Annotated in this window: 15 protein-coding genes; 11 read left to right on the forward strand and 4 right to left on the reverse strand. The window is 42.3% G+C overall.

The features are described 5' to 3' along the window. Positions 1-27 precede the first annotated feature (27 nt). Positions 28-1,299, forward strand: coding sequence for a hypothetical protein (locus OCU48_RS14465; RefSeq protein ID WP_141345805.1), 1,272 nt, complete (start codon positions 28-30; stop codon positions 1,297-1,299). An 8-nt stretch (positions 1,300-1,307) separates the two neighbouring features. Here the strand turns inward: OCU48_RS14465 and OCU48_RS14470 are convergent, their stop codons facing one another. Further along, positions 1,308-2,369: a sulfatase gene (locus OCU48_RS14470; protein WP_141345807.1), complete on the reverse strand. Its 1,062-nt coding sequence runs from the start codon at positions 2,367-2,369 to the stop codon at positions 1,308-1,310. Between the two features lie 238 nt (positions 2,370-2,607). Here OCU48_RS14470 and ssb point away from each other — a divergent pair, with 238 nt between their 5' ends. The 6 genes from ssb to OCU48_RS14500 all read left to right on the forward strand — a co-directional run bounded on the left by ssb (position 2,608) and on the right by OCU48_RS14500 (position 13,174). Next, positions 2,608-3,090: a single-stranded DNA-binding protein gene (gene ssb, locus OCU48_RS14475; RefSeq protein WP_141345809.1), complete on the forward strand. Its 483-nt coding sequence runs from the start codon at positions 2,608-2,610 to the stop codon at positions 3,088-3,090. Between the two features lie 75 nt (positions 3,091-3,165). Beyond that, entirely contained in the window at positions 3,166-4,203 is a 1,038-nt protein-coding gene (locus OCU48_RS14480; protein WP_141345811.1) for a hypothetical protein, read from the forward strand. Between the two features lie 328 nt (positions 4,204-4,531). Next, positions 4,532-5,665 (forward strand): CRISPR-associated ring nuclease Csm6, encoded by a 1,134-nt coding sequence (gene csm6 / locus OCU48_RS14485; RefSeq protein WP_141345813.1) that lies wholly within the window; start codon positions 4,532-4,534, stop codon positions 5,663-5,665. Between the two features lie 199 nt (positions 5,666-5,864). Further along, positions 5,865-10,502 (forward strand): alpha-2-macroglobulin family protein, encoded by a 4,638-nt coding sequence (locus OCU48_RS14490; protein WP_141345814.1) that lies wholly within the window; start codon positions 5,865-5,867, stop codon positions 10,500-10,502. After that, positions 10,502-12,634, forward strand: coding sequence for a penicillin-binding protein 1C (gene pbpC / locus OCU48_RS14495; protein WP_141345816.1), 2,133 nt, complete (start codon positions 10,502-10,504; stop codon positions 12,632-12,634). The genes OCU48_RS14490 and pbpC overlap by 1 nt, the downstream gene beginning before the upstream one ends. A 21-nt stretch (positions 12,635-12,655) precedes the next feature. Next, positions 12,656-13,174 carry a hypothetical protein gene (locus tag OCU48_RS14500; protein WP_141345818.1) on the forward strand — a complete coding sequence of 173 codons (519 nt, stop codon included), beginning with the start codon at positions 12,656-12,658 and terminating at the stop codon, positions 13,172-13,174. A gap of 69 nt (positions 13,175-13,243) precedes the next feature. On the opposite strand, the gene OCU48_RS14505 is transcribed toward OCU48_RS14500, so the two are convergent. Next, the gene (locus tag OCU48_RS14505; RefSeq protein WP_141345820.1) at positions 13,244-14,140 is read right to left on the reverse strand and encodes a hypothetical protein; all 897 of its coding nucleotides are present in this window, start codon (positions 14,138-14,140) and stop codon (positions 13,244-13,246) included. 385 nt (positions 14,141-14,525) lie between these two features. Here OCU48_RS14505 and OCU48_RS14510 point away from each other — a divergent pair, with 385 nt between their 5' ends. The 3 genes from OCU48_RS14510 to OCU48_RS14520 all read left to right on the forward strand — a co-directional run bounded on the left by OCU48_RS14510 (position 14,526) and on the right by OCU48_RS14520 (position 17,158). Further along, positions 14,526-14,912 (forward strand): helix-turn-helix domain-containing protein, encoded by a 387-nt coding sequence (locus OCU48_RS14510; protein WP_141345822.1) that lies wholly within the window; start codon positions 14,526-14,528, stop codon positions 14,910-14,912. Next, positions 14,912-16,960, forward strand: coding sequence for a VIT and vWA domain-containing protein (locus OCU48_RS14515; RefSeq protein ID WP_141345823.1), 2,049 nt, complete (start codon positions 14,912-14,914; stop codon positions 16,958-16,960). The genes OCU48_RS14510 and OCU48_RS14515 overlap by 1 nt, the downstream gene beginning before the upstream one ends. Positions 16,961-17,023: 63 nt before the next feature. Beyond that, a complete protein-coding gene (locus OCU48_RS14520; protein WP_280176876.1) occupies positions 17,024-17,158 on the forward strand; it encodes a hypothetical protein in 135 nt (44 codons plus the stop codon). A 43-nt stretch (positions 17,159-17,201) separates the two neighbouring features. Here the strand turns inward: OCU48_RS14520 and OCU48_RS14525 are convergent, their stop codons facing one another. Then, complete coding sequence (locus OCU48_RS14525; RefSeq protein WP_141345825.1) at positions 17,202-18,203, reverse strand: transglycosylase SLT domain-containing protein; 1,002 nt, start codon at positions 18,201-18,203, stop codon at positions 17,202-17,204. A 3-nt stretch (positions 18,204-18,206) separates the two neighbouring features. Continuing rightward, positions 18,207-19,241, reverse strand: coding sequence for a PorV/PorQ family protein (locus OCU48_RS14530; RefSeq protein ID WP_141345827.1), 1,035 nt, complete (start codon positions 19,239-19,241; stop codon positions 18,207-18,209). 94 nt (positions 19,242-19,335) lie between these two features. On the opposite strand from OCU48_RS14530, the gene OCU48_RS14535 reads away from it, so the two are divergent. Continuing rightward, entirely contained in the window at positions 19,336-20,286 is a 951-nt protein-coding gene (locus tag OCU48_RS14535) for a hypothetical protein (RefSeq protein WP_141345828.1), read from the forward strand. The last annotated feature ends 6 nt before the right edge of the window (positions 20,287-20,292 follow it).

Genomic DNA, 20,292 nt, shown 5'->3' on the forward strand with positions numbered 1-20,292 from the left:
TTTTAGAAACGTCACACAGAGTCAGTAATGCCAATTAGAAAATTCACTAAAGCTATTAAAAAAGCAGGAAAGAAAGCAGAAGAGTCTCTAAGTCCAATGGTAAAAAGTACCACAGAGGCGGTAGAGTCGGCTGCTAAGAAAGTAGAAGATGCCATAGATGACCCAAAAGCGGCTCTTGAATCAATCGAAGAGAATGCCGGAAAGCTGGTGGATGAAGGAAAACAAGCAGCGAGCTCTATAAGCCAAGAAGCAGCGCGTATGGTCATTGAACCTGAGAAAGCTTATAAAACAGCTAAAGAGAGCGCTACAAAGGCAGCCAAAGACTTTGGTAAAGGTGTTGATTCGGCAGCGTCAGATATTGCCGACGGTGCTCGAGGCGCACTGCTAAAAGATGCTGATTATACCTTCTATCAAAGAGCCAATTACTACCAAGCTAGCTACATTGAAAATCTTATTCGAACTCGACCTGTTTTAGATACCATCGTCATTATGGGTGAGTCCTTGACTCAGTTTTTATCCGTCGGTATCCATGATCCGCAAATCATTGAGGCTTATGAGCTTGCTTATCCCAATCTAGCTACAGAAATCTCTTTGCAAGATAGAGTTGCTGACTTATCAGATGAGCAATTAGTAGGCCTGATTAATGGAATCAAAGGCAAGCTATTCGAGACTCAATATGTAGACTTGCTCAACTCTTCTTTGCTTCCAGAGGGTGCAACAGCAAGCCTAGCGGAAAAAGCCAACGAACCAGGTTGGGATATTCAAATTCTTGATGCAAACGGGATGGAGCTCGAGCTCCTTCAAGCAAAAGCGACATCATCAGTCTATTACGTGCAAAGCGCATTAGAGAGATACCCCAACATAGATGTCGTGACCACCGAAGAGACCTTTCAACAGTTGGTTGAGATGGGACAGGCAGAAGGTGTAATTAGTTCTGGCATCTCTAATGCGGATTTACAGGGCACTGTGGAAGAGTCGTTAAGCGGTATCGATGGGTTGGGTATAATCGGTTTACCTGCGATTACCCTAGCTATTGTAGCGTTCACATCCTATAACAACATGGGGCAGTTTGATGTTAAAGATTTCACTCATCGAAGCTGTCAGGCATACATCGCTTACTTGATAAGTATTGGCGCTATGTCAGCGACTGGGATGTGGTTGATAGGGCCTGTTGCTTCAATAGTTTCGATGGGAGTTATGCACAAGTATACGCAGAAATACCGAGACTTCGATAGCTTGAAAGAGCGCTTCGAAAGGAACGAAGGCTACATTCATAGTATTGAAGCTAAGCAGAGTTAGATTTGAAACTAGTACACAGCTAACTGATGTGGGTTCTTCACAATGATCTGAGCTCGTCCATTATATGAGCTTACTTCACCAGTAACACAGACGTTCTGGTTGGAGTAAGTCGTATATAGGGACTCATCTTGAGCAACATGATTGGCATCCGATTTCCAAATAACCACTGAAAATTCTGTCTGTGGGAACATACGATCAAAATTTAAATAGTTGCCTTTAGCAAAGTCTGTAATTTGAACGACTTTGCCACAGACAGTAGCATGAGTATCGACAAAACGAAGTGCGCTATCAGGAGTAATAGCGCCTGCTGGTGGCTCACTCAGCATGGTAGTGTTAGAAGACGGCACCGGTTCATTCATAAATTGATACGCTACAATACCGCCAACCGCAACTACCCCAATAGCCAACGCTATACTGACCCCTTTCCAAAATGATCCTTTTCCATCTTGCGATGAAGCACCATTGCTTGTAGTAGCTTGGGTGAGGCGTACTTCATGAAGTAAATCTTTCAGCTCACTTTGTTGCTTCAAAGTCGATACCTGCATTTCTAGGTGCTGGTTTTGTTGCTCCAGTTCTTCAATTCTCGCTTTAGTCTCAACAACTGCTGCTTCAGCTCGTTGTTCAATCAAGCGAACCTGCGAAGCGGATTTATTTTGTGACAGTGCCAGTACAAGATCGGCGTGAGTAGTCAGTTCATTGTTTTTGTAGCGCGGATGAAAAGCCAGCAAATCTCCGGTAGTTAACACACCAGACTCTCGCAAGGACTGCATCACTTTTGAAAGGTAGTATTCGGTATCGATGTCATTTCTCCAAGCCGTCACCAGCACATTCCGGTGGTTGTTTTCTGCAACGACAAAGGTTCCTGGGAAGTAATTATCTGATTCTGGGTGAATCAATGTTCCTTCATACACCTTACGGCCTTTGTATTTGCTGTCTGTTTTAGCTTTAGACTCAAGTAAAAGGACACACTCCGTATCTTCTTTGAGGCTAAACCCAAAGCGCAACGGAAATGAATCAATATTGCAGTGCTCCTGATGTTTAACCAGAACACTGAGTTGAGCCGGAGACATAAATTAAACCTTACAAGAAATGAACTCGTAAATTTTATTGATTTCTTGGCTTATGTCTACTGTTTCAAATCGTTGCAGTTGCGTAGTACACAAATAAGAACATTCTGGGCAACGAATTTGCATGATTCTTAGACTAACTAATGTTTATCTGTGTTGAGGTTTGTAAGCTTAAGAAACGCCATCTAATACACTGCGCTTTAAACTTGGTGCTCAAATAACGCATTAAGAGGATTAAGATTTGGCTTCACGAGGCATAAATAAAGTCATTTTGTTGGGGAACCTTGGGCAAGACCCAGAGGTAAAAATATTTTCTAATGGCGAGTCGCTCACTTCATTTTCGATAGCAACTACGGAATCATGGAAAGACCGAAATACGGGTGAAATGCGTGAGAAGAGCGAGTGGCACAGAATAGTAGTGTTTGGGAAAAGCGCTGAGTTTGCTGCCAAATATCTGCGCAAGGGCAGCCAAGTATATTTAGAAGGGCAACTGCAAACTCGAAAGTGGCAAGATAATTCGGGACAAGATCGTTATACCACTGAAGTGGTTGTTCGTTGGCCTGTTGGTTCTTTGCAATCAACAGGGAATAACGAGCGCTCTGAACGTACTACTCAAACTCCACCTAACGTAGAGAAAGAGTATTTGCCTCCTTCCTCTAATACAACAACCGCACCAGTAGAACCTACAAACTGGGATGATTTTGAAGACGATATTCCATTTTAAAAAAATAGGGGACACTTATGGTCTCTTAAATCAGTATTCTCATTACATATAGTCATTTAAATTTTGGAGTTGCATATGAAAAATTCAAGTATTTATGCGGTGGTGCTAACGGACAAAGCAGGAATTAACTTTGTTCGCTTTGGTACGACCTTAAATTTTGAAATAAGAAAATCCCAACATTTATCTGGCTTGAAGACAGGTTACTTTGTTCATAAGGGCGAGCGAAAAGACTATCGCTTTTTTCATGATACAAAAATGCTTGCTCGTACTAGTAAGCTAACTAAAAAATCTCTTATGGCTAAAACAGCGATTCGAAATCAACTAATCCATAAAGCACGTAAAGGGAAGTTGAAAATAGATGTCCGTGAATTGTTTGTTGGCTCCGAGGAAGTCGTCGCTTTGGTTGAGAAAGTATTGATTCATGCATTTTTATATACATCTAGGATTCTGAATCACTACAACGATCGAGGTGGTGAGGTTGCAGGAGTTAAATACTCTTATGCTTCATCGAGCAAAGTAGCGCATGAGGTCAAAACTATGGTTAAACAAATATTGCCAGTGTTTGATGCGTCTGAAGGCGTTCAAAGTAGAGCCTATGAGCTAATTAATGCGTGGGGAAAGTCAGAGCTTACAGTTGATATTGTCGAAAAACAGAAAAGATTAGCAGAATCCAATGCCCGCAAAGCTCGTACCGCAAATCTTTTTGGTGCGTTACGTACAGCAGTGGCAAGTGGGAAAGGCGATGGTTCGTTGGCAAAGTTGCAGGCAGAAAACTTTGAACGCTCTCGTAGGACGCCGAGTCAGTTGGTGTCTCATACTGTAACGTCAGGCAATGATGGTATCGCATATCCTAAAGTAATCGAGATTTCAGAGAATATTCAAGCTATTGAACTTCGAATTAAATATCAGCAAGAACTAGCAACAATGAATCATGAAGATTACCTTGATTTAGGAGGTGATCCCAAAGTTATAAGCCTGCAAATGACAAGTGAAGACGACGATTTATTGAAAGATATGCTTAGTAGAAAAAAAGAAAGAGACATTTGTCTGGGAAAGATTAACCAACTAGAGACAGATTTAACCAAGTTAAAAAAAGATAGCACGCAGGCGTAATATAATGATTTTTTAATGCGGACTTTGTTAGGCTATTCATAGCCCGTGATATTGGATGATAAAACTTTGGTCACCTTGGTGTTTAATGTGTTTAGTAAGCTTACAAAAAAAGCTAGCATGAAATTTCAAGTAGTCTTCTTTTATCAACTTATGGAGATTGGAATTTAATGATTTCAAAAAATACGAAAAACATGATGCCAAAGAAGCACTGGGTATAGAAACTACAATCTGACATTCTTAATGCGATTCGAGATCAAGGTGCCGAGCTCAATACATCGGAAGCCTATACATTAGACTTAGTATTTTCCAATGAGGAAATGTTTACGTTATGAAAAACATACTCTTAGCTGTTACAGGGGCAAGTCCTCAGGTGTTAACCGAAACCGTTTATGCACTGCATGCACAGGGTAAACCAATGCCTGAAGAGGTGTTTGTTATCACCACTAAGACCTCTAAGCAAATGCTGGTGGAAGGACTATTCGAACAAGGGCATTGGGAGAAATTACTTCAGGAATATGGGTTAGGTGACATACATTTCCCTCAGGACAACATTTGTTGTATTGCCGATGAGAATGGCGTTTTGGTCGATGATGCTAAGTCAGAAGAAGATCAGACGATTATGGCTGATTTCATTACTCGTAAAGTTGCTCAGCTGACGTCTCAGGATGACGTTGCGATACATGCATCTATAGCGGGGGGGAGAAAAACCATGGCATTTTACATGGGGTATGCCATGTCATTGTATGGGCGAGAGCAAGATGTGCTCAGTCATGTGTTTGTTAATGACGAGTTTGAGTTCGTTAAGGATTTTTATTTTCCAACCCCTGACGAGCAATGGATAACGGGTAAAAATGGACAAGGATCGTTAAATGCTCAGCTTGCCAAGGTAACCCTTGCTGAAATACCTTTTGTTAGGATGCGAAAGCAGTTTGAAAATAAACTGCTAGAGCAGATAGAAGAACAGACGTTTTCTAAAACGGTTGCCATGATGAATAATGCGGCGACACAAAAAGTGGATATTAATATCAACACAAAGAACCGATCCATTTCGGTGTTGGGTATAGATATGAAAATATCCGCCAAGTTACTAGCGTTATATTTGTTTATTCTTAATCAACCGAATCGTTCTATAAAAACGGGCACTAAGTTTGTAAAAGAAGTAGAGCACAGCAAACAATATTTAACCTATTTTCACGAAATGAACGGTGACGCTCGAGTGTATTGTACTTTTGGCTTAGAGGATGTGATTGACTGGAAACAGTCGAACCTTTCAGATTTAAAGCCAATGCAGTCAAAATATGTGCAAGAAGTGCTTAGCCAGTTTCACTCTAAACTAGCAAAAAGCCTACCTGTTGAAGTAGTAGATAAAATAAAAGTTCATTCCGATGGCGTAAAAGGTGGGGCTACTTATAATATTGATGAATCGATCAATGTCATTTATAGCGGGCAACCATTTAATTAAACAATAGTCCTGTCGATCATAAAATAAATAGTGGCTTTAGATTGTTGAAGCTGATACTTTTTGACGAAAATATAAAAATAAAGCATGGGTTTTTCTTGCTTTAAATATCACATCAGCCTGACATTAATCTTACTTAAATTATCAATAAAACAACTAATCTATCAGTGACGGAATAGATTGTTTGTAATAAGGATATTAAATGAAAACTCAGATGAAGTTATTCATTAACTTTTTCAGTATGTTATACATACTTAGCTTTACCACTAATGCATTTTCTGCGTCAGTAACCCATGTATCTGAAGGTAAAATCGATAACAAAACCAGTATTGTTATTAGCTTAGAAGGAGCAGTTCGCCATCCTCTTGATATACCAGTGGTTAAGGACGATAAGCGTCTCGTTGCAAACTGGAATTTATCTGCGGATAGAACCTTTCAATACTTGCCGATTAAACAATACGGAGTTGGTGAATATTCGGTTTCTTTGACTGGCGTGCAACGCGGTGATCTAGATAAGGTCGAACTTATCTCGATTTACGAGTCTTCGCCATCAGTCAGAGTGCTAGGCCAGGGGCCTTTTATTAATGCCAGTGGGGACAGGGCCGTCCCTATCGAGAGCGTTAATGCAACAGGTGCTTTGGTTTCTATCTACAAGGTGGAAGATACGCCGAAACTATTTTCTGAATTCTACTATTCAAAGAGATTAAGTACTTGGTCAGCTCAGCGCTTGAGAAAGAACTTTTCCCACCAAACCGATCTAAGTTTTAAACTTCCCCCAGCTGATGCTAATGAGTCGACGGTATCAAACTTAAAGTTGCCAGATGAACTCTCTAACGGCTGGTATATCGTGGCAATAAAGCCAACTAATTCTTTTGACGACCCAAGTATTTTTCATGTATTGCTCTCGGATATTGGGTTGCAGGCGAAGGTGTTTGATAAGCGAGTGTCTTTGCAAGCTATAGACTTGAAAGCGAATCGTCCTTTGCGAAGTGCTAAAGTTACATTGCTTGGCAAGGATGGAGTTCGCGATAGTGCAACCTTGAGTAACGGGTTTGCTCAATTTGATTATGCCAAACGGTCTAGTGACGATGTGTTTGTGGTGGAAACGGGTGATTCCATTGCTGTGTTACCACTAAAAGAGGTTCCGTTAGATCTGTCTGACTTTGATGTCGGCGGAGAGAAAGACAAGGTCCTTAATGCGTTTGTATTCTCAAACCGAGATCTATTTAAGCCAGCTGAGAATGTACCGGTGAATATTGTAGTGCGAACGGATTCTGGCGAGCTTAGTGAGACTAAGAGTGTCTTTGTAGAAGTGGTTGCTCCTGATGGGAAAGTGGCCATATCACGCACTTTGAATGAATCTTTGACGGGGTTTTTCTCACTAGATTTTGCCATTCCAAGTTCAGCGAAATTGGGTAAGTGGAGTCTTAATGTACGCTCAAACCGCTCGTCTAAGAACAACTTAGGTTCGTTCAATTTTAATGTGTCCGAGTTTGTACCAGAGCGAATGGATTTATCGGTCACGCTTCCAAAATCCGTTACTGCTGGTGAGGCGATTGTAGGTACTGCTGAGGGACGCTACCTATTTGGGCAAGTAGCGGATGGCAACAAGCTGAAAATCAGCTCAACGCTGCGTTCAATTGAGCATTTTTCGGGTAAATATAGCAACTATTTTGTCGGCAAGAAAAAATACATCTCTTATCGTCAAACTCCTGATGCAGTTGAGATTAATCTTGATGCAAAGGGGATCGGAAACTTCACTTTAGATTCAATCTCCTCAAGTGCGCTGGACGGCCCTGCTTTATTGACGACGAACAATCAATTGTTTGAAACGGGCGGTGCGACCACGACTCGAGTCAGTAAGGTACTTGTCTCCAATGGTAAATCGATCGTAGGTGTACAACCAGCTTCAGAACAATTTGGCTACTTTGAAGATGCTCGCTTTAGTTTAATGTTACTTGATGAACTCGGTGAAAAGGCACTTTCAGGCTCTATTAATATCAAGGTAGAACGTAACCGAGGTGGTTACTACTGGATATACAATCAAAGCTCTGGTTGGGATTTACGACGTGATGACAAATGGAGAGTGGTCGAGTCTAAATCAATTGATATCAACAGCAACCAGAACGAATTAACGATCCCGGTTGAATGGGGTCAGTACCGTATTATTGCCACTGCACCAAGCGGTCAAGAAACCGTGTATCGATTTTACGTTGGATGGCGTGATGGTGATGAGCAAATCCCGGTAAAGCCTGACCAACTTGCAATGAAACTAGATAAGGAAAGCTATCTTGCTGGTGACTATATCAATGTGGATATTACATCTCCTATTGATGGCGTTGTATCTCTTGAGTTGATAGGTGATAAAACCTATGTGCAGGAAACGGTTACGATTAATGGCAAGCAAAAAGCACGAATAAAGCTACCAAGTAACCTCGAAAGGCATGACCTTTATATTGTGGCAACGTTAGTCAATGCGAAGCAGTCATACGTCCGTCGTTCGCTTGCAGTCGCACCAGTAAAACTGTATCGCGAGCATCGAAAGCTTAACGTTGATATTGATGCGCCTTCAAAGCTTGAGCCATTCACAACGCAAAACATCAAAGTGAAGGTATCGGGTCAAACCGACCTTGATGAGGCTTACGTTGTGCTTTCGGTAGCGGATAAAGGCATTATTAATATGTCTCGTTACCATGTTCCTAGTATTTTTGATTGGTTTTACGGACACAAACGTTTGGGTGCCGATATCATAGATCTTTACTCAAGGCAGTTTGAAACGCGTCCTTCTTCGTTTATTCGCCACAGATATGGCGGCGATGAAGATGCGAATAGCAATAAACCAATAGATGACTTAGTGGAGAGTAAGACATTCAATACCGTGCTTGCGCCCGTTAAGGTCAACGGTAAAGGTGAAGCGAATATTGCTTTAGAGGTACCGGATTACAATGGTGAAGTGCAAGTGGTTGCGACAGTATTTGATGGCAATAAGTTTGGTCAGAGAGTCGAAGACATCGCAGTGAGTGCACCCATTGTAGCTGAGTTATCGGTACCTAGGTTCTTTGCCACGGACAATCATAGTCAGGTGATGGTTGAAGCATCAAACCAAACCGATAAAACTCAAACAGTTGAGTTAACGTTGACTGCTGCTAATGGAGTGTCACTGCAGGGCCAAACCAGTAAAATTGTAGAGATCGCCCCTCAGCAAAAGGCTCACTTCCCTGTGAAGGTGGATGTTGGCACTGTTGTTGCCATGTCTTCTTTAACTTTGCATGTACAAAGTGATGTCTACAATATTGAGCGAAGCTGGAATGTTCCTGTTCGCTCACCTTCTCCTTACATAACTAAAAAAACTACCAGAACCCTAGCGCCTGGTGACTTTATCAACGTAACACAAGCACAGTGGAACGGTGTATTGCCGGTGGATCATGGCATCAGCTCAATATCCTTTAGCCGAGTTCCTGAGATTGAACCTAATGCGTTTGTGCAAGGCTTGTTCCGCTACCCGTATGGCTGTGTCGAACAAACCACAAGTACCGCGTATCCATGGTTATTGGAAGATGAGTCCCTTGCTCCAATTAAAGAGCGAGTGTTAGGGGATCGCACTGACAAGGACATGTTACAGCGCGCGGTACTGCGCCTAGCCGATTATCAAAATGCAAGCGGTGGTTTTGGTTTGTGGGGCCGATCCTCTCGTGAGGAAGCATGGCTTACAAGCTATGTCGCTAGCTTTTTGTTTGAAGTCAATGAGGCGCATTCAGGCTTAGTGAGCAAGTCGGTAATGGATAAAGCATTTAACCGTCTGCGTGACTATCTCTATGAAAACTATACTAATGATGACAAAGCTTACGCGGGATATGTATTGTCACGTGCCGGATTACTCTCTTACTCTGATGCTAAGTCGTACCTATCTAAACTAAGCTCGGACAACAGACTAACCAATGCTTACTTAGGCGCTGTGTTCTATAGCTTGGGGGATATGCGTACCAGCAGGAAATATGTTGCACAGGTGAAGCGCAGCAGAGAGTTGTACGGTCGTGATTATTATTACGATAGTCGATTGTCATCACACGCTAAGATAGTCTCGATTGTCAGTGACCTGCAGTCACAAGGTCCAATTAATGACCAGTTGGCAGAGCTTCGTATTGAGTCAGCCAAAGCAATATTTAGTGATCTCAATGCCAGACAATACTTCAGCACGCAAGAAAAGTATGCGTTGGCCAAAGCAGGCTTTGAGTTAAAAGCATTAAATGAGCAGCAAGTTCTTGTTTCTTACAATGGCCAAGAAATAAGCATGCCTGAGCCTGTTGCTATGGCTAAGGGTGATAAATTCTACAATTCATCGAGTGATGTTGTTTATGTGACTGAATCCATTGAGGGTTATGCAGATCCTCGTGTACTCGAAAGCTCCGTACCGTTTGAGAAAGTAACCAGAGACTACTTCGATACCAGTGGTAAACCCTTATCGCGTTCTTCTATTAATGTAGGTGATACAGTGATTGCTAAAGTCACCGTTAAATTGAAAGAGAACATTGATAGAGCCATGTTAGTTGATTATTTGCCAGCGGGTATGGTGTTGGAAAATCCCAACTTTACGGCTTCCAAAGAGCTATTGGAGTCACTTGGCTTTGAATCTACTAGTTCTGAAATGGAAGAATTTAGAAATGACCGGTATGTGACTGCTTTGGGTCTTAGAGGAAATCGCACCTATCACTTTTACTATGTGATGCGTGCTGAAACACAGGGGATTTCTGATGTCCCTAACGTGTTTATTGAGGACATGTATGCGCCAGAACGCTATATCTACCAGCCTGGCTTTGTGCGTAGTTTGAGTATCAAGTAATGAAGTTGAGAGTCATTAAAGCACTTACCATCGCCACAGCTTGTACTGTAGCGATGGTGATAGCCTGCTGGTTTGCTCTCAACGGGCTGTTTCCTTTGCCTGAGAAAAGCACCAACAACATAGCTATGAATGTATTATCAGCGGAGGGTGAAACGCTACGGCAATTTGCCGATTCCAATGGGACGTTCCGCATTCCTGTCAAAGTAAATGACGTTTCTCCCATCTATATCAACTCATTATTGGCTTATGAAGACAGCCGCTTTTACTCTCATAATGGGGTGGATATTAAGGCTTTGCTGCGAGCAGCTTACCAACGAGTTCGTTATGGAAAAATCGTCTCAGGTGGTTCTACGGTTACGATGCAGGTGGCTAGAGTGTTGTACCCAATAGAACGCTCTTATGCTGGTAAACTGCTGCAAATCTTTCGAGCTTTGCAGCTAGAGCAGCAGTACAGCAAACAACAAATCTTGAATTTGTATCTAACGCATGTACCTATGGGGGGCAATATTGAAGGCGTTGAGGCAGCAAGTCAGCGATACTTCGGTAAGTCATCTCACAGTCTAAATATATCTGAAGCTGCACTATTAACTGTGATACCTCAAAGGCCAAGTGTCTATCGCCCAGACCGTTATCCTGATAACGCCAAGCTAGCTAGAAATAAGGTACTAAGGCGTCTTATTCAAGAGGGAATGTTGTCAGAGCAAGAATATGAATTGCTGAAAGAGGAACCTGTAGTCGCTGGTCGATTGCCCATTAAACGTAAAGTCCCTTTACTTGCTAGGGAGCTAAAAAGTCACGCAGTGAACCAATCCATCGTGGGTACCTTCATCGTTAAAGAACTACAACAAGATGTCGATTCAATAGTGGCGCAGCGATTTAGATCGCTGTCTGACGATCTGTCAGTTGCTGTGATGCTTGTCGAGAATACCTCGGGAAAAGTACTGGCCTATAAAGGGTCATTGGATATGGATAATACACGCAGCTTTGGTCACGTGGATATGACTAAGGCTGTGCGTTCTCCTGGCTCTACCTTGAAGCCTTTTGTGTATGCAAAAGCGCTAGATGAGGGTTTGATACATTCAGAGAGCCTGCTCTTAGATATCCCGATGGAGTTTGGTGATTATAAACCTCAGAATTTTGACCAGCGCTTTCAAGGCGAGGTATCTGTTAGCGAGGCACTGCAGCGCTCAAAAAATGTCTCAGCGGTTTATCTACTCAGCCAGTTAGGCGTTCCCAGTTTTGTGAATAGTATGCAGGTGATGGGCTCTTCGTTGCGATTAGCGGATATGAATTTAACCGTAGTGTTAGGTGGCGGCGGCTCTACCTTGCGCGAGTTGGTGATGTACTACACAGCGTTAAGTCGAGAGGGTATATCCATTAAACCTCGTCTTAGCATAGATGCTTCGATTGAAGAGTCGAGATTGATAAGTGCTGAAAGTGCATGGATAACAAAAGCCATTTTACAAGACTTGCGCGCTCCTGATCGTCCAAGAGCTAAATATGGGCGAAAGATAGCTTGGAAAACAGGCACAAGCTTTGGTTATAGAGATGCATGGGCGATAGGAACTAGCGAGGATTACACTGTGGGTGTTTGGATGGGAAGGCCCGATGGTTCACCCTATGTAGGTCAAACGGGGGCAACAATGGCTGCGCCTATCTTATTTGACGTATTTGATTTGTTGCCAAAAGACAAACAGAAAAACACGAAACCAGAATCAGTAGAGCGTGCCCAGATATGCTGGCCTAGTGGGCAGGCTGCCGCAATGGTTTCTCCGGACAACTGCCTAGAAAAGCGAACAGCTTGGACTATTGACGGTGTCACGCCAAGAACCTTGCGAAGAGATATGCGTTTGTCCTCATCCAATAAATGGCCACAAGAGCTTCTGTCTTGGAAGCAGAAACATTCTCATTCGGAACGCTTCATCGATATCATCCAACCGCAAGATGGCAGTCACATTTACCCTTATCAGGGGCAAATGCTAACACTTAAAGCATCAAGCCAGGATGTACGTTGGTATCTAGATGGCGTGGTCAGTACGAGTAGCATCGAAGCTCAATCTTTATCAGGGCAACATGAGATAAAAGCTTGTAATCAAAATACCTGTAACGCAATCCAAATTACAGTTCACTAAACGTATGGTTAGTTCGAAATTATGATTAAAAAATTCTTTCTTGTATCAGCAATTATGCTGGTTGGTATCCCTATTTATCTGGCTTGGCTGCCTTTTAAGATGGTGATGAACTCGATTGTTCCTAGTGAGGCTATCACAACCAGTATTAACGATGACATTCGCCAAGGTCTTTTAGAACAGCCAGCTTTTATCCAAAAAGTGGAGTCGCATAAAGGCTCAGCCAAAAGATACTTGTATCGCACACCACTCACCATGTTTACCACTGTCGATACTGGCCTCTACGATGTGTACGCCACCTACATCAATGACAAGGGTGAATGGGTGACAAGAATGGGTGTTTACCCTGATAAGAATGCGGAAGTGTTCTTCCCGAACCAGATCGGCGGTATTGAAGGAAATGTTGTTGGATTTATGATCTCGACGATCAATCAAATGCTGCAGTGGGGCATATCGAAGCCAATGATTTATCATACGACCAACAACCCTGACACCAGTTTTGTAAGCAGTGGGTATGAAGCGGTGCCCAGGTTAGTTGATTGATGGTTATGGTGTAAAGGTCCAGTCGAACCAGGCCGGCCTATTCCACTGCTTTCAAATTCTTGTTACTCGTTAAATTGAGCTGTGATTGAGTTGCGCTAAATATCGCTCTGTTTCCAGCGCTAGCACTTCTTTGAGAGATAGTATTGTTTCTGAACTGTATTCGTTAGAGAACCAGGTTGTAGGCTTATACCATTTGAATTTTTTTAACTCTAATTCAGCAATATCATGAAGAATTCGCAATGCCATCATCTCATATCTCGCCGAAATTTCTTCTATAAATAAAGCTTGCTGTTGGACTTGATTAAGCTCTACTTTGGCTTGTGGCAATATGACTTTAAGCTTTGATATCTCTGCGTTAAGTTCTTCAGTTGCCTCTACTATTTTTTGAGCTTTTTTGTATGCGCCTTTTGAAGCAAAATACAATACGGGTACAGCAACTATTCCTCCCAGCGCAGCCATTCCACCGGTCATACCTGCTCCCCCTGCAGCCAACGAACCGCCTCCAAACCATGCTAGTGTGGCATTAGAGGCAGCAACGCCAGACAGACCAGCAATACTCGCACCAGTAGAAGCGGAGCCGACGGTTGAAACTAGAGCCCAAGCTCCAACTGCAGTTGTGCCCCCCACAACACTACCAAATCCAGCATTTGCTGCCGCATTGAAAGAGGTATTGAAGGTATTAATGCTATTGATCACTTGAGTTGAATTGGTAACTTCTTCTATTTCACATTTTTGATTCAGTACTGCTTGAACTTGTTGTAAAACTGAGTCTATTGACTTCAGGCGGATTCCAACTTGTTTAAACAACACATCTATTTGTTTTTTTAGATTATCAACTTGATCAAATAGTGGCTGATACTCTTCCCATACTTCGTTATATGCTAATTTTGCTTCTTCAACCTTAGTTGAACCACCAAAAGTAACTACTTTCGACGTGAATCTGAGAGTGTTGTTTAATAGAGTCATAACTGAGCCTTAGGATAGATAGTTTTCCTAGTGTATTTAGCTAGTTCATTTAGAGAAAGGAATAGCAGTAATTCCAATAGCACCTAGCAAAATTGGGCGTCACATTCTTTAAGCAATACCCCATTTCACAATCGAATTGATAGGTTCGACCAACACCAACTTCTGTTCAGCATTCATGATGACATGAACTGTCGTTTTCCATTAGTGGCTTTACTTGCTGATGGCGCAATATGGCAAGTGCCTCCTTTTCTAATTCGTTACACTTACTTCTTTTTCTGACTTTCGAATCATCAATCTATAGCGGTTATTAAACAGTAGAAAACCAGTTATTTGACACCGGTAGTGTCTTTGTAATACACTCCTTGTGTCAAATAAAGGTGGCACTATGAAAGAATATACAATTCAGCAGTTGTCCGACTTAACGGAACTGCCAGTCAGGACCATAAGGTTCTACATCCAAAAAGGGCTAGTTGATAGACCGATAGGTGAGCGGAAAGGAGCTCGATACTCCGATGAGCATATTGCTCAGTGCTTAAAAATTAAGAAATGGACAGCAGCAGGCTTGTCCCTCGAAAAAGTAGCACAGGCACTAAGTGAACCACCAGCAGAAATACCCACACCACCGAAGGCTGTGGGCGAGGTGTCGATGAAAACTTGCATACATCTTGCAGAGGGTGTCGAACTTACTATTGATACCGACATTGCAAAGCTGTCAGCTAGTGATATACGAAGCTTGGCCAATACTATTATTGAACAATTGGGAAATAGATAATGAATTCAGTGACATCATCTCCATTGCAAGGAGCATCGATTGCTATCGATGTAAATCTTCCGTGCGCCTCGACTCGCTTAACGCAAGTTTTCATTAATGCCAGTGATAGTGTCATTGAAGCTGTTTATCAATTCCCGGTTCCTCGCAATGCTGTGCTAGGTGATGTGTCAGTGATCATCGCGGGTGTGAGATACGAAGGCCAGGTATCAGCCAAACATAGAGCAGAGCAAACCTACGAAAAAGGTGTATCAGAAGGCAAGCGTAGTGTTTTAATTTCTGATCTTGGTGACGGGTTATATGAAGTCAATTTAGGTAACCTTGATGTAGAGGAAACAGCAGAAATTGAACTGTGCATCCATCAAATGATGACGTTTGATAATGGTCAGGCTAAGTACTTCTTACCAACGGTTATTGCTCCTAAATATGGTAAAAGCAGACTCCGATTAGAGCACCAACCGATAACAAATGCTTTGGTGGAATATGCCTTTGAAGGGCAAATTAATATCCCAGCTGGCACAACACTTACTGCTGGCTCTCACAATTTAGATATACAGGCAGAGCAAGGCTTCTTCTTTGGGCATCTAGACCAAGATATTAGCTTTACCTTCGATGCAAGCGAGCTTAAGAGTCACGCCATTAGTGTTGAGCATGATGGTGGGTACTCTGTCATGGGGTGCGTGGCAACAAACGTGAGTTCTCATACCCACCGTAATGAACGAGCAGTACAACTGCTGCTGGATTGTTCAGGTTCAATGGGCGGTGTTTCAATGAACCAACTTAAAGGGGGGCTTGAAGAGACGCTACTTGACGTATCTATGACGCGAAAGATCAACGTCATTAAGTACGGGTCTAGTCATCAGAGCTTGTTTTTAGAGCCAAGAGAGTTCTCGGGTGCCGACAAAGAGACTGTTTCGAAATGTGTGAGCCAATTGCGCGCTGACATGGGGGGAACCAACATTTATGGAGCACTTGAGACGGCACTGGATCAAGTATCAAAATCAGGCGTTGAAACAGATATCATCTTAGTGACCGATGGTCAGATCTGGGAAGATGAAGATGAAGATGAAGATGATTTTGGGCGTTTGGTAGAACAATCTGAAAAGCTGGGTGTTCGTATATTTTGCATTGGCGTAGGTTACGCTATCTCTGAGAGTATCTTGAACAGGTTGTCAGAGCGTACCAATGGTACTTTAAGTTTGGTTAACCCTCACGAGAATATGGCGAATGCGATATGTGATGTGATGGCAAAAAGTCAGTTCGGCGGAATGGCCGTGGCGATGACTCTTAAGGGAGAACAGTCGGCATTTGTTAAACACCCTAGCTTTATCTACGGTCGTCAAATGGTACCATTTTTTGCAAGAAGCCTAGCGCATCCGCAAGCTGTGAGTATCGATATTGGTGAACAATCCCAAAGTATTGCTGTTACAACAGCTTCAAGTGGGACAAAGCAACCTGTTAAGCAGTTGGTCGCCAATAGTTATATTCATTCATTGTCGGAGTTAGAAGCGACGCAGTACGCCGTTTCGCAAGGCATTGTGAGTAAGTTTACAAGCTATGTAATGGTCAGCACAGAAAGTGTTGATAATGCAGATGGCATGCCAGATTTGAAGCAAGCACCACAAATGGAGAAGCGAAAAAGTTTCGCTCCATCACCGCAGATGAGTATGTCATTTAACCGAATGTCAGCGCTAAACTCTCCAATGCCTTGCAGTGAGGAAACTTGTCTAGATTTTTATGATGACCCAACCTCGGAAGTGTTTCAATGCGGTATCGATTCAGAACGTTTGGTGCTTGACTATATAGAACAATTGACGCAAATCGATCAATATCTAGATAGAAGGCACGCAAAAGCAATGCCTACTAAAGCTGTGTTATTGCTGTCGTTCCTCATTGCTAATGGCTTTGATATTGAAACACCAAACGAGAAAGTAGATGAAGCGCAATATTGTGCGTCCTTCTTACTTGAATTGGCCGATAGCCAGGGCTTTGAATTCTCTACTCGAGTAAAAGTGCTACTCGAATCTTTTAAGCAGCTAGAGAGTATCTAGCTTTACAGACGGTAAGAGCAACAGCTCTTACCGTCAATTTACGTGTTTTATACTGAGATGACTATGATCAAGACATACATTGCGACGGATATTGAAGGCAAGACTGTGACAGTATCCGCTTACACGGAAAGTGATGCTAGGCAGCAAGCAGAGCAACTTTTAGGCTGGGGCCAAGTCGTTTCCATGAGGGAGCTATAGCCTCAAGATATTATCAATACGCGAGTGTTTAATTCGATAGGTTCTATTGTTTGAGCAACTCGCGATACTCATGTTCTTTATCGACAACAGCGAGGACGTAGTGCCGTGTTTCAGCATAAGGGAAGCGGTTGGTTAACGACTCATAAATATCGTTGAATTGTTTATTGTTTACCGTATCAACTAGAGATTTAATCGAGTTGGTCTTAGTGAAGTGTTTTGCGACAGCACCAATACCAGCATTATAGGCTGCAATGGATATGAGCAGCCTAGAGTGTTCCAATTCAATATCTTTCAAGTACTTTTCTGTCAGAATATGAAGATATGCTGAACCAACTTGTATATTTAATGTTGGGTTCATCAGTGACTCATTCGATATTTTTTGCCCATCTAAAAAGAAGTTAGAGACGTCAGCCGCTGCGCTTTTCTCCATGATTTGCATCAGACCATAGGCGGGCGCTTTTGATACTGCATTTGGATTAAAGCGGCTTTCGTTGTAGATGATAGCGAGAATAAGAGAAGGGGGCACTTGCCACTGTTTCGCCGACATTTTTATATCATCTAAATATACGAGAGCCTTGTTATCCCAGTATTGTTTTTGAGGGGTAATGCGTGTTGTGAGGATTCGCTCTCCCTTGCGAGAAACAACTTCCGTGGTAACACTGTTTGAATGTTGTGCTTCGACGATATCGTCGATTTGCTTTTTCACTTGCTTTTGATGTGATTGTTTGGCTATTGATGAATCGTCAATAGTCTCGATGACGAGGGTTTTGTTTTCATAATCCTCTGTGGTTCGAGTTTGCAAGTCAGCTGAAAAATAAGTGGCGTATCTAAGCTTGTCCGTTCTAGTGTCAGCCCAGTGGGCTTTCGATTTAGCGACCTGTTGCTGATAATGTTTTTGATTGGCAGTAGATTGTGTTTGAAATTGCTCTTTAATAGTAGCTTGGGCATCTTGATAAGATGCACTACTTAGTAAAGGCAAAAGCGCTACCAGCGAGGCACTTAATTGAAATCCAACTTTTTTGGTGATTAACCGGCTGATAGCCATACTTTATTTATCCCACAAGTAGCTGTAAGAAAGCCCAATTCGATCATCTGAAGAGTCAAATAATGGCTCCTCCCAAGAGGCTACATCTAACGTATGACGGCCATAGCTTAAACCAATGCCAAATGATGTGACGTCATTGAAAATCTCGTCATCAAATTGTCGTAAACCAGCCCGTAGTGTTAACTGAATTCCGTCTTCAGTATCGGCTCCAAATATCGCCAACTCGCCACCAAAGCGATTCTCAACCACATTTTCAGAGCTGCTTAGTAAAAAATGAGATGAATCTACATAATCGTAGCTGCCCGTTAGCATAGTCCCTACATCACCAAAGAACGTTGTGAGTCCAAGACTACCCGCTAAGGCGGTTTTGCTTGGTCTTACTATAATCTCGCGTCCCCCGTTGAAGGAGCTTGATTTATAGCTAATTTCTGTTTGATAACTAGCACCAAAGTTGAACTGATACCCTAAGGCAGAATGAGAGGTTAAGGAAACCATATCTTGAGTAGACCATTTGTATCCAAAAGTACCACCAAACTCATAGTCATCGGTAATTGCATAGGTTGAACCTGCATCGACTTGAGCCATATCACCGGTTAATCCAAAGTGATGATTGTTGGATTTAAATGCTAGACCTAAGCCAAGAAAATCACGCTGAATGTCTTTGAAGTTGGTGTACCAATAATCTGGGTCTTGAGTATTTTCGCGGGTTTGAATTGTGCTCGATTGGTAATATAAACCTAGAGCGAAACCTGTTTTGGTAAATAGTGTTGCGGCCGCGTAGCTAAACTCTAGATCACCAGCGTCAATGCTATTATTTTCGTCGTTTCGTTTTCGAGTTTCTGCACCTTCGAACGTAAAATCGACAGCGTCTGTACTAACTCCAGCAAGGCCTGCTGGGTTATATATCCATCCAGTTCCATCATTGGATAATGAATGAAAAGCCTCTCCCATCCCTTTTGCTCTAATGCCTTCGGCAGTAGCAATAGATGACGTTGTTGAGAGTGTGAGTAATGTCAATCCTTTAACAAACTTGTTCACTTGTACCTCATAATTTTATGGACATCTGTACAGTACATTTTGTAACATATCGTTATTGTTCTTAACAAGGTTTTAGCTTTTACAAGGAGGCAAATTGCGATCTAAACCAGTATTGCGCTATAAAAAATATGAAGTAGGACTTCACTTAGTCATTGCCGCTCTTTTTCTTACTGGTTGTAGCACGTCAAATCCTCAATGCGAACAAGCTTACAAAGAGTCACTTGAAGCTCCTCCTGGCGTATTCAAAGAAGTGGGTATGGGAGCAACATTTGTCGAAGCGAAATATCAAGCTCTGGAAAGATTGGCTTACCAAAAAGAACTGCACATTTACCATCAGGTCGAAGTGAAAGAAATGATATTGGATGATTCGACCTCATCAAATGAATTTACTAGCGAGACAGAATTAACCTCCAACGCTCTGTTTAGAAACCCCTTACTTCAAAGCTATTCGTGCGATCAAAATAGTAAAATGGTGGTTGCAACTGTAGATAGTCGAACACTGTCTCAAAGGTTGGCGGACGTAGAATATATTCACGACTCGATATCTAAGTGGTTTAAAGGTTCTAGTTGGATGCTAGTAAATCAAAACTATGCGTTTTCGTTGACGAGTAAAGAACGCATATTGCCCCTACGGGATCAGGATTTGTTGGATCTTTTTGATTCCCCAAACCCCAACATTAGTATTAATGGAAAGATGATTTGGTATGGAAAAAGGAGTGATAGGTACCAGATTAATATCGACACAATGAGCCCAATGCATAGTTTGATTAAACTGGGCGAAAATGGTCAGTTTGATGTGTTGTTTACGGATAAAAAAACACAATCTCACAAGTTCAAAGGTAAGGACATTTTAAGGCACTTTGAGCAAGGCTCATCAACGTTATTTATGCTTGTTGAGCATAGGCAGCCCATTGGCCCGTTCTTACCCAATGTAGGAGATGTTCTTACTCTCTCTCAGCAACAGGCAGCATTGTCTCGTTTTTCAAGGCAATGGCAGCTTAATGATTGGGATATAGGGACAGCACGGTATTACATCGCACAATAAAGGAAG

The sequence above is a fragment of the Vibrio inusitatus genome (genome assembly GCA_024346935.1).
GTDB classification, from domain to species: domain Bacteria; phylum Pseudomonadota; class Gammaproteobacteria; order Enterobacterales; family Vibrionaceae; genus Vibrio; species Vibrio inusitatus.

Coding starts and splice junctions, on each gene's coding strand:
- OCU48_RS14465 (WP_141345805.1), top strand. CDS start 28: ATGCCAATTAGAAAATTCACTAAAGCTATTAAAAAAGCAGGAAAGAAA.
- pbpC (WP_141345816.1), top strand. CDS start 10,502: ATGAAGTTGAGAGTCATTAAAGCACTTACCATCGCCACAGCTTGTACT.
- OCU48_RS14480 (WP_141345811.1), top strand. CDS start 3,166: ATGAAAAATTCAAGTATTTATGCGGTGGTGCTAACGGACAAAGCAGGA.
- OCU48_RS14490 (WP_141345814.1), top strand. CDS start 5,865: ATGAAAACTCAGATGAAGTTATTCATTAACTTTTTCAGTATGTTATAC.
- OCU48_RS14515 (WP_141345823.1), top strand. CDS start 14,912: ATGAATTCAGTGACATCATCTCCATTGCAAGGAGCATCGATTGCTATC.
- OCU48_RS14520 (WP_280176876.1), top strand. CDS start 17,024: ATGATCAAGACATACATTGCGACGGATATTGAAGGCAAGACTGTGACA.
- OCU48_RS14510 (WP_141345822.1), top strand. CDS start 14,526: ATGAAAGAATATACAATTCAGCAGTTGTCCGACTTAACGGAACTGCCA.
- OCU48_RS14500 (WP_141345818.1), top strand. CDS start 12,656: ATGATTAAAAAATTCTTTCTTGTATCAGCAATTATGCTGGTTGGTATC.
- OCU48_RS14470 (WP_141345807.1), bottom strand. CDS start 2,369: ATGTCTCCGGCTCAACTCAGTGTTCTGGTTAAACATCAGGAGCACTGC.
- OCU48_RS14505 (WP_141345820.1), bottom strand. CDS start 14,140: ATGACTCTATTAAACAACACTCTCAGATTCACGTCGAAAGTAGTTACT.
- csm6 (WP_141345813.1), top strand. CDS start 4,532: ATGAAAAACATACTCTTAGCTGTTACAGGGGCAAGTCCTCAGGTGTTA.
- OCU48_RS14525 (WP_141345825.1), bottom strand. CDS start 18,203: ATGGCTATCAGCCGGTTAATCACCAAAAAAGTTGGATTTCAATTAAGT.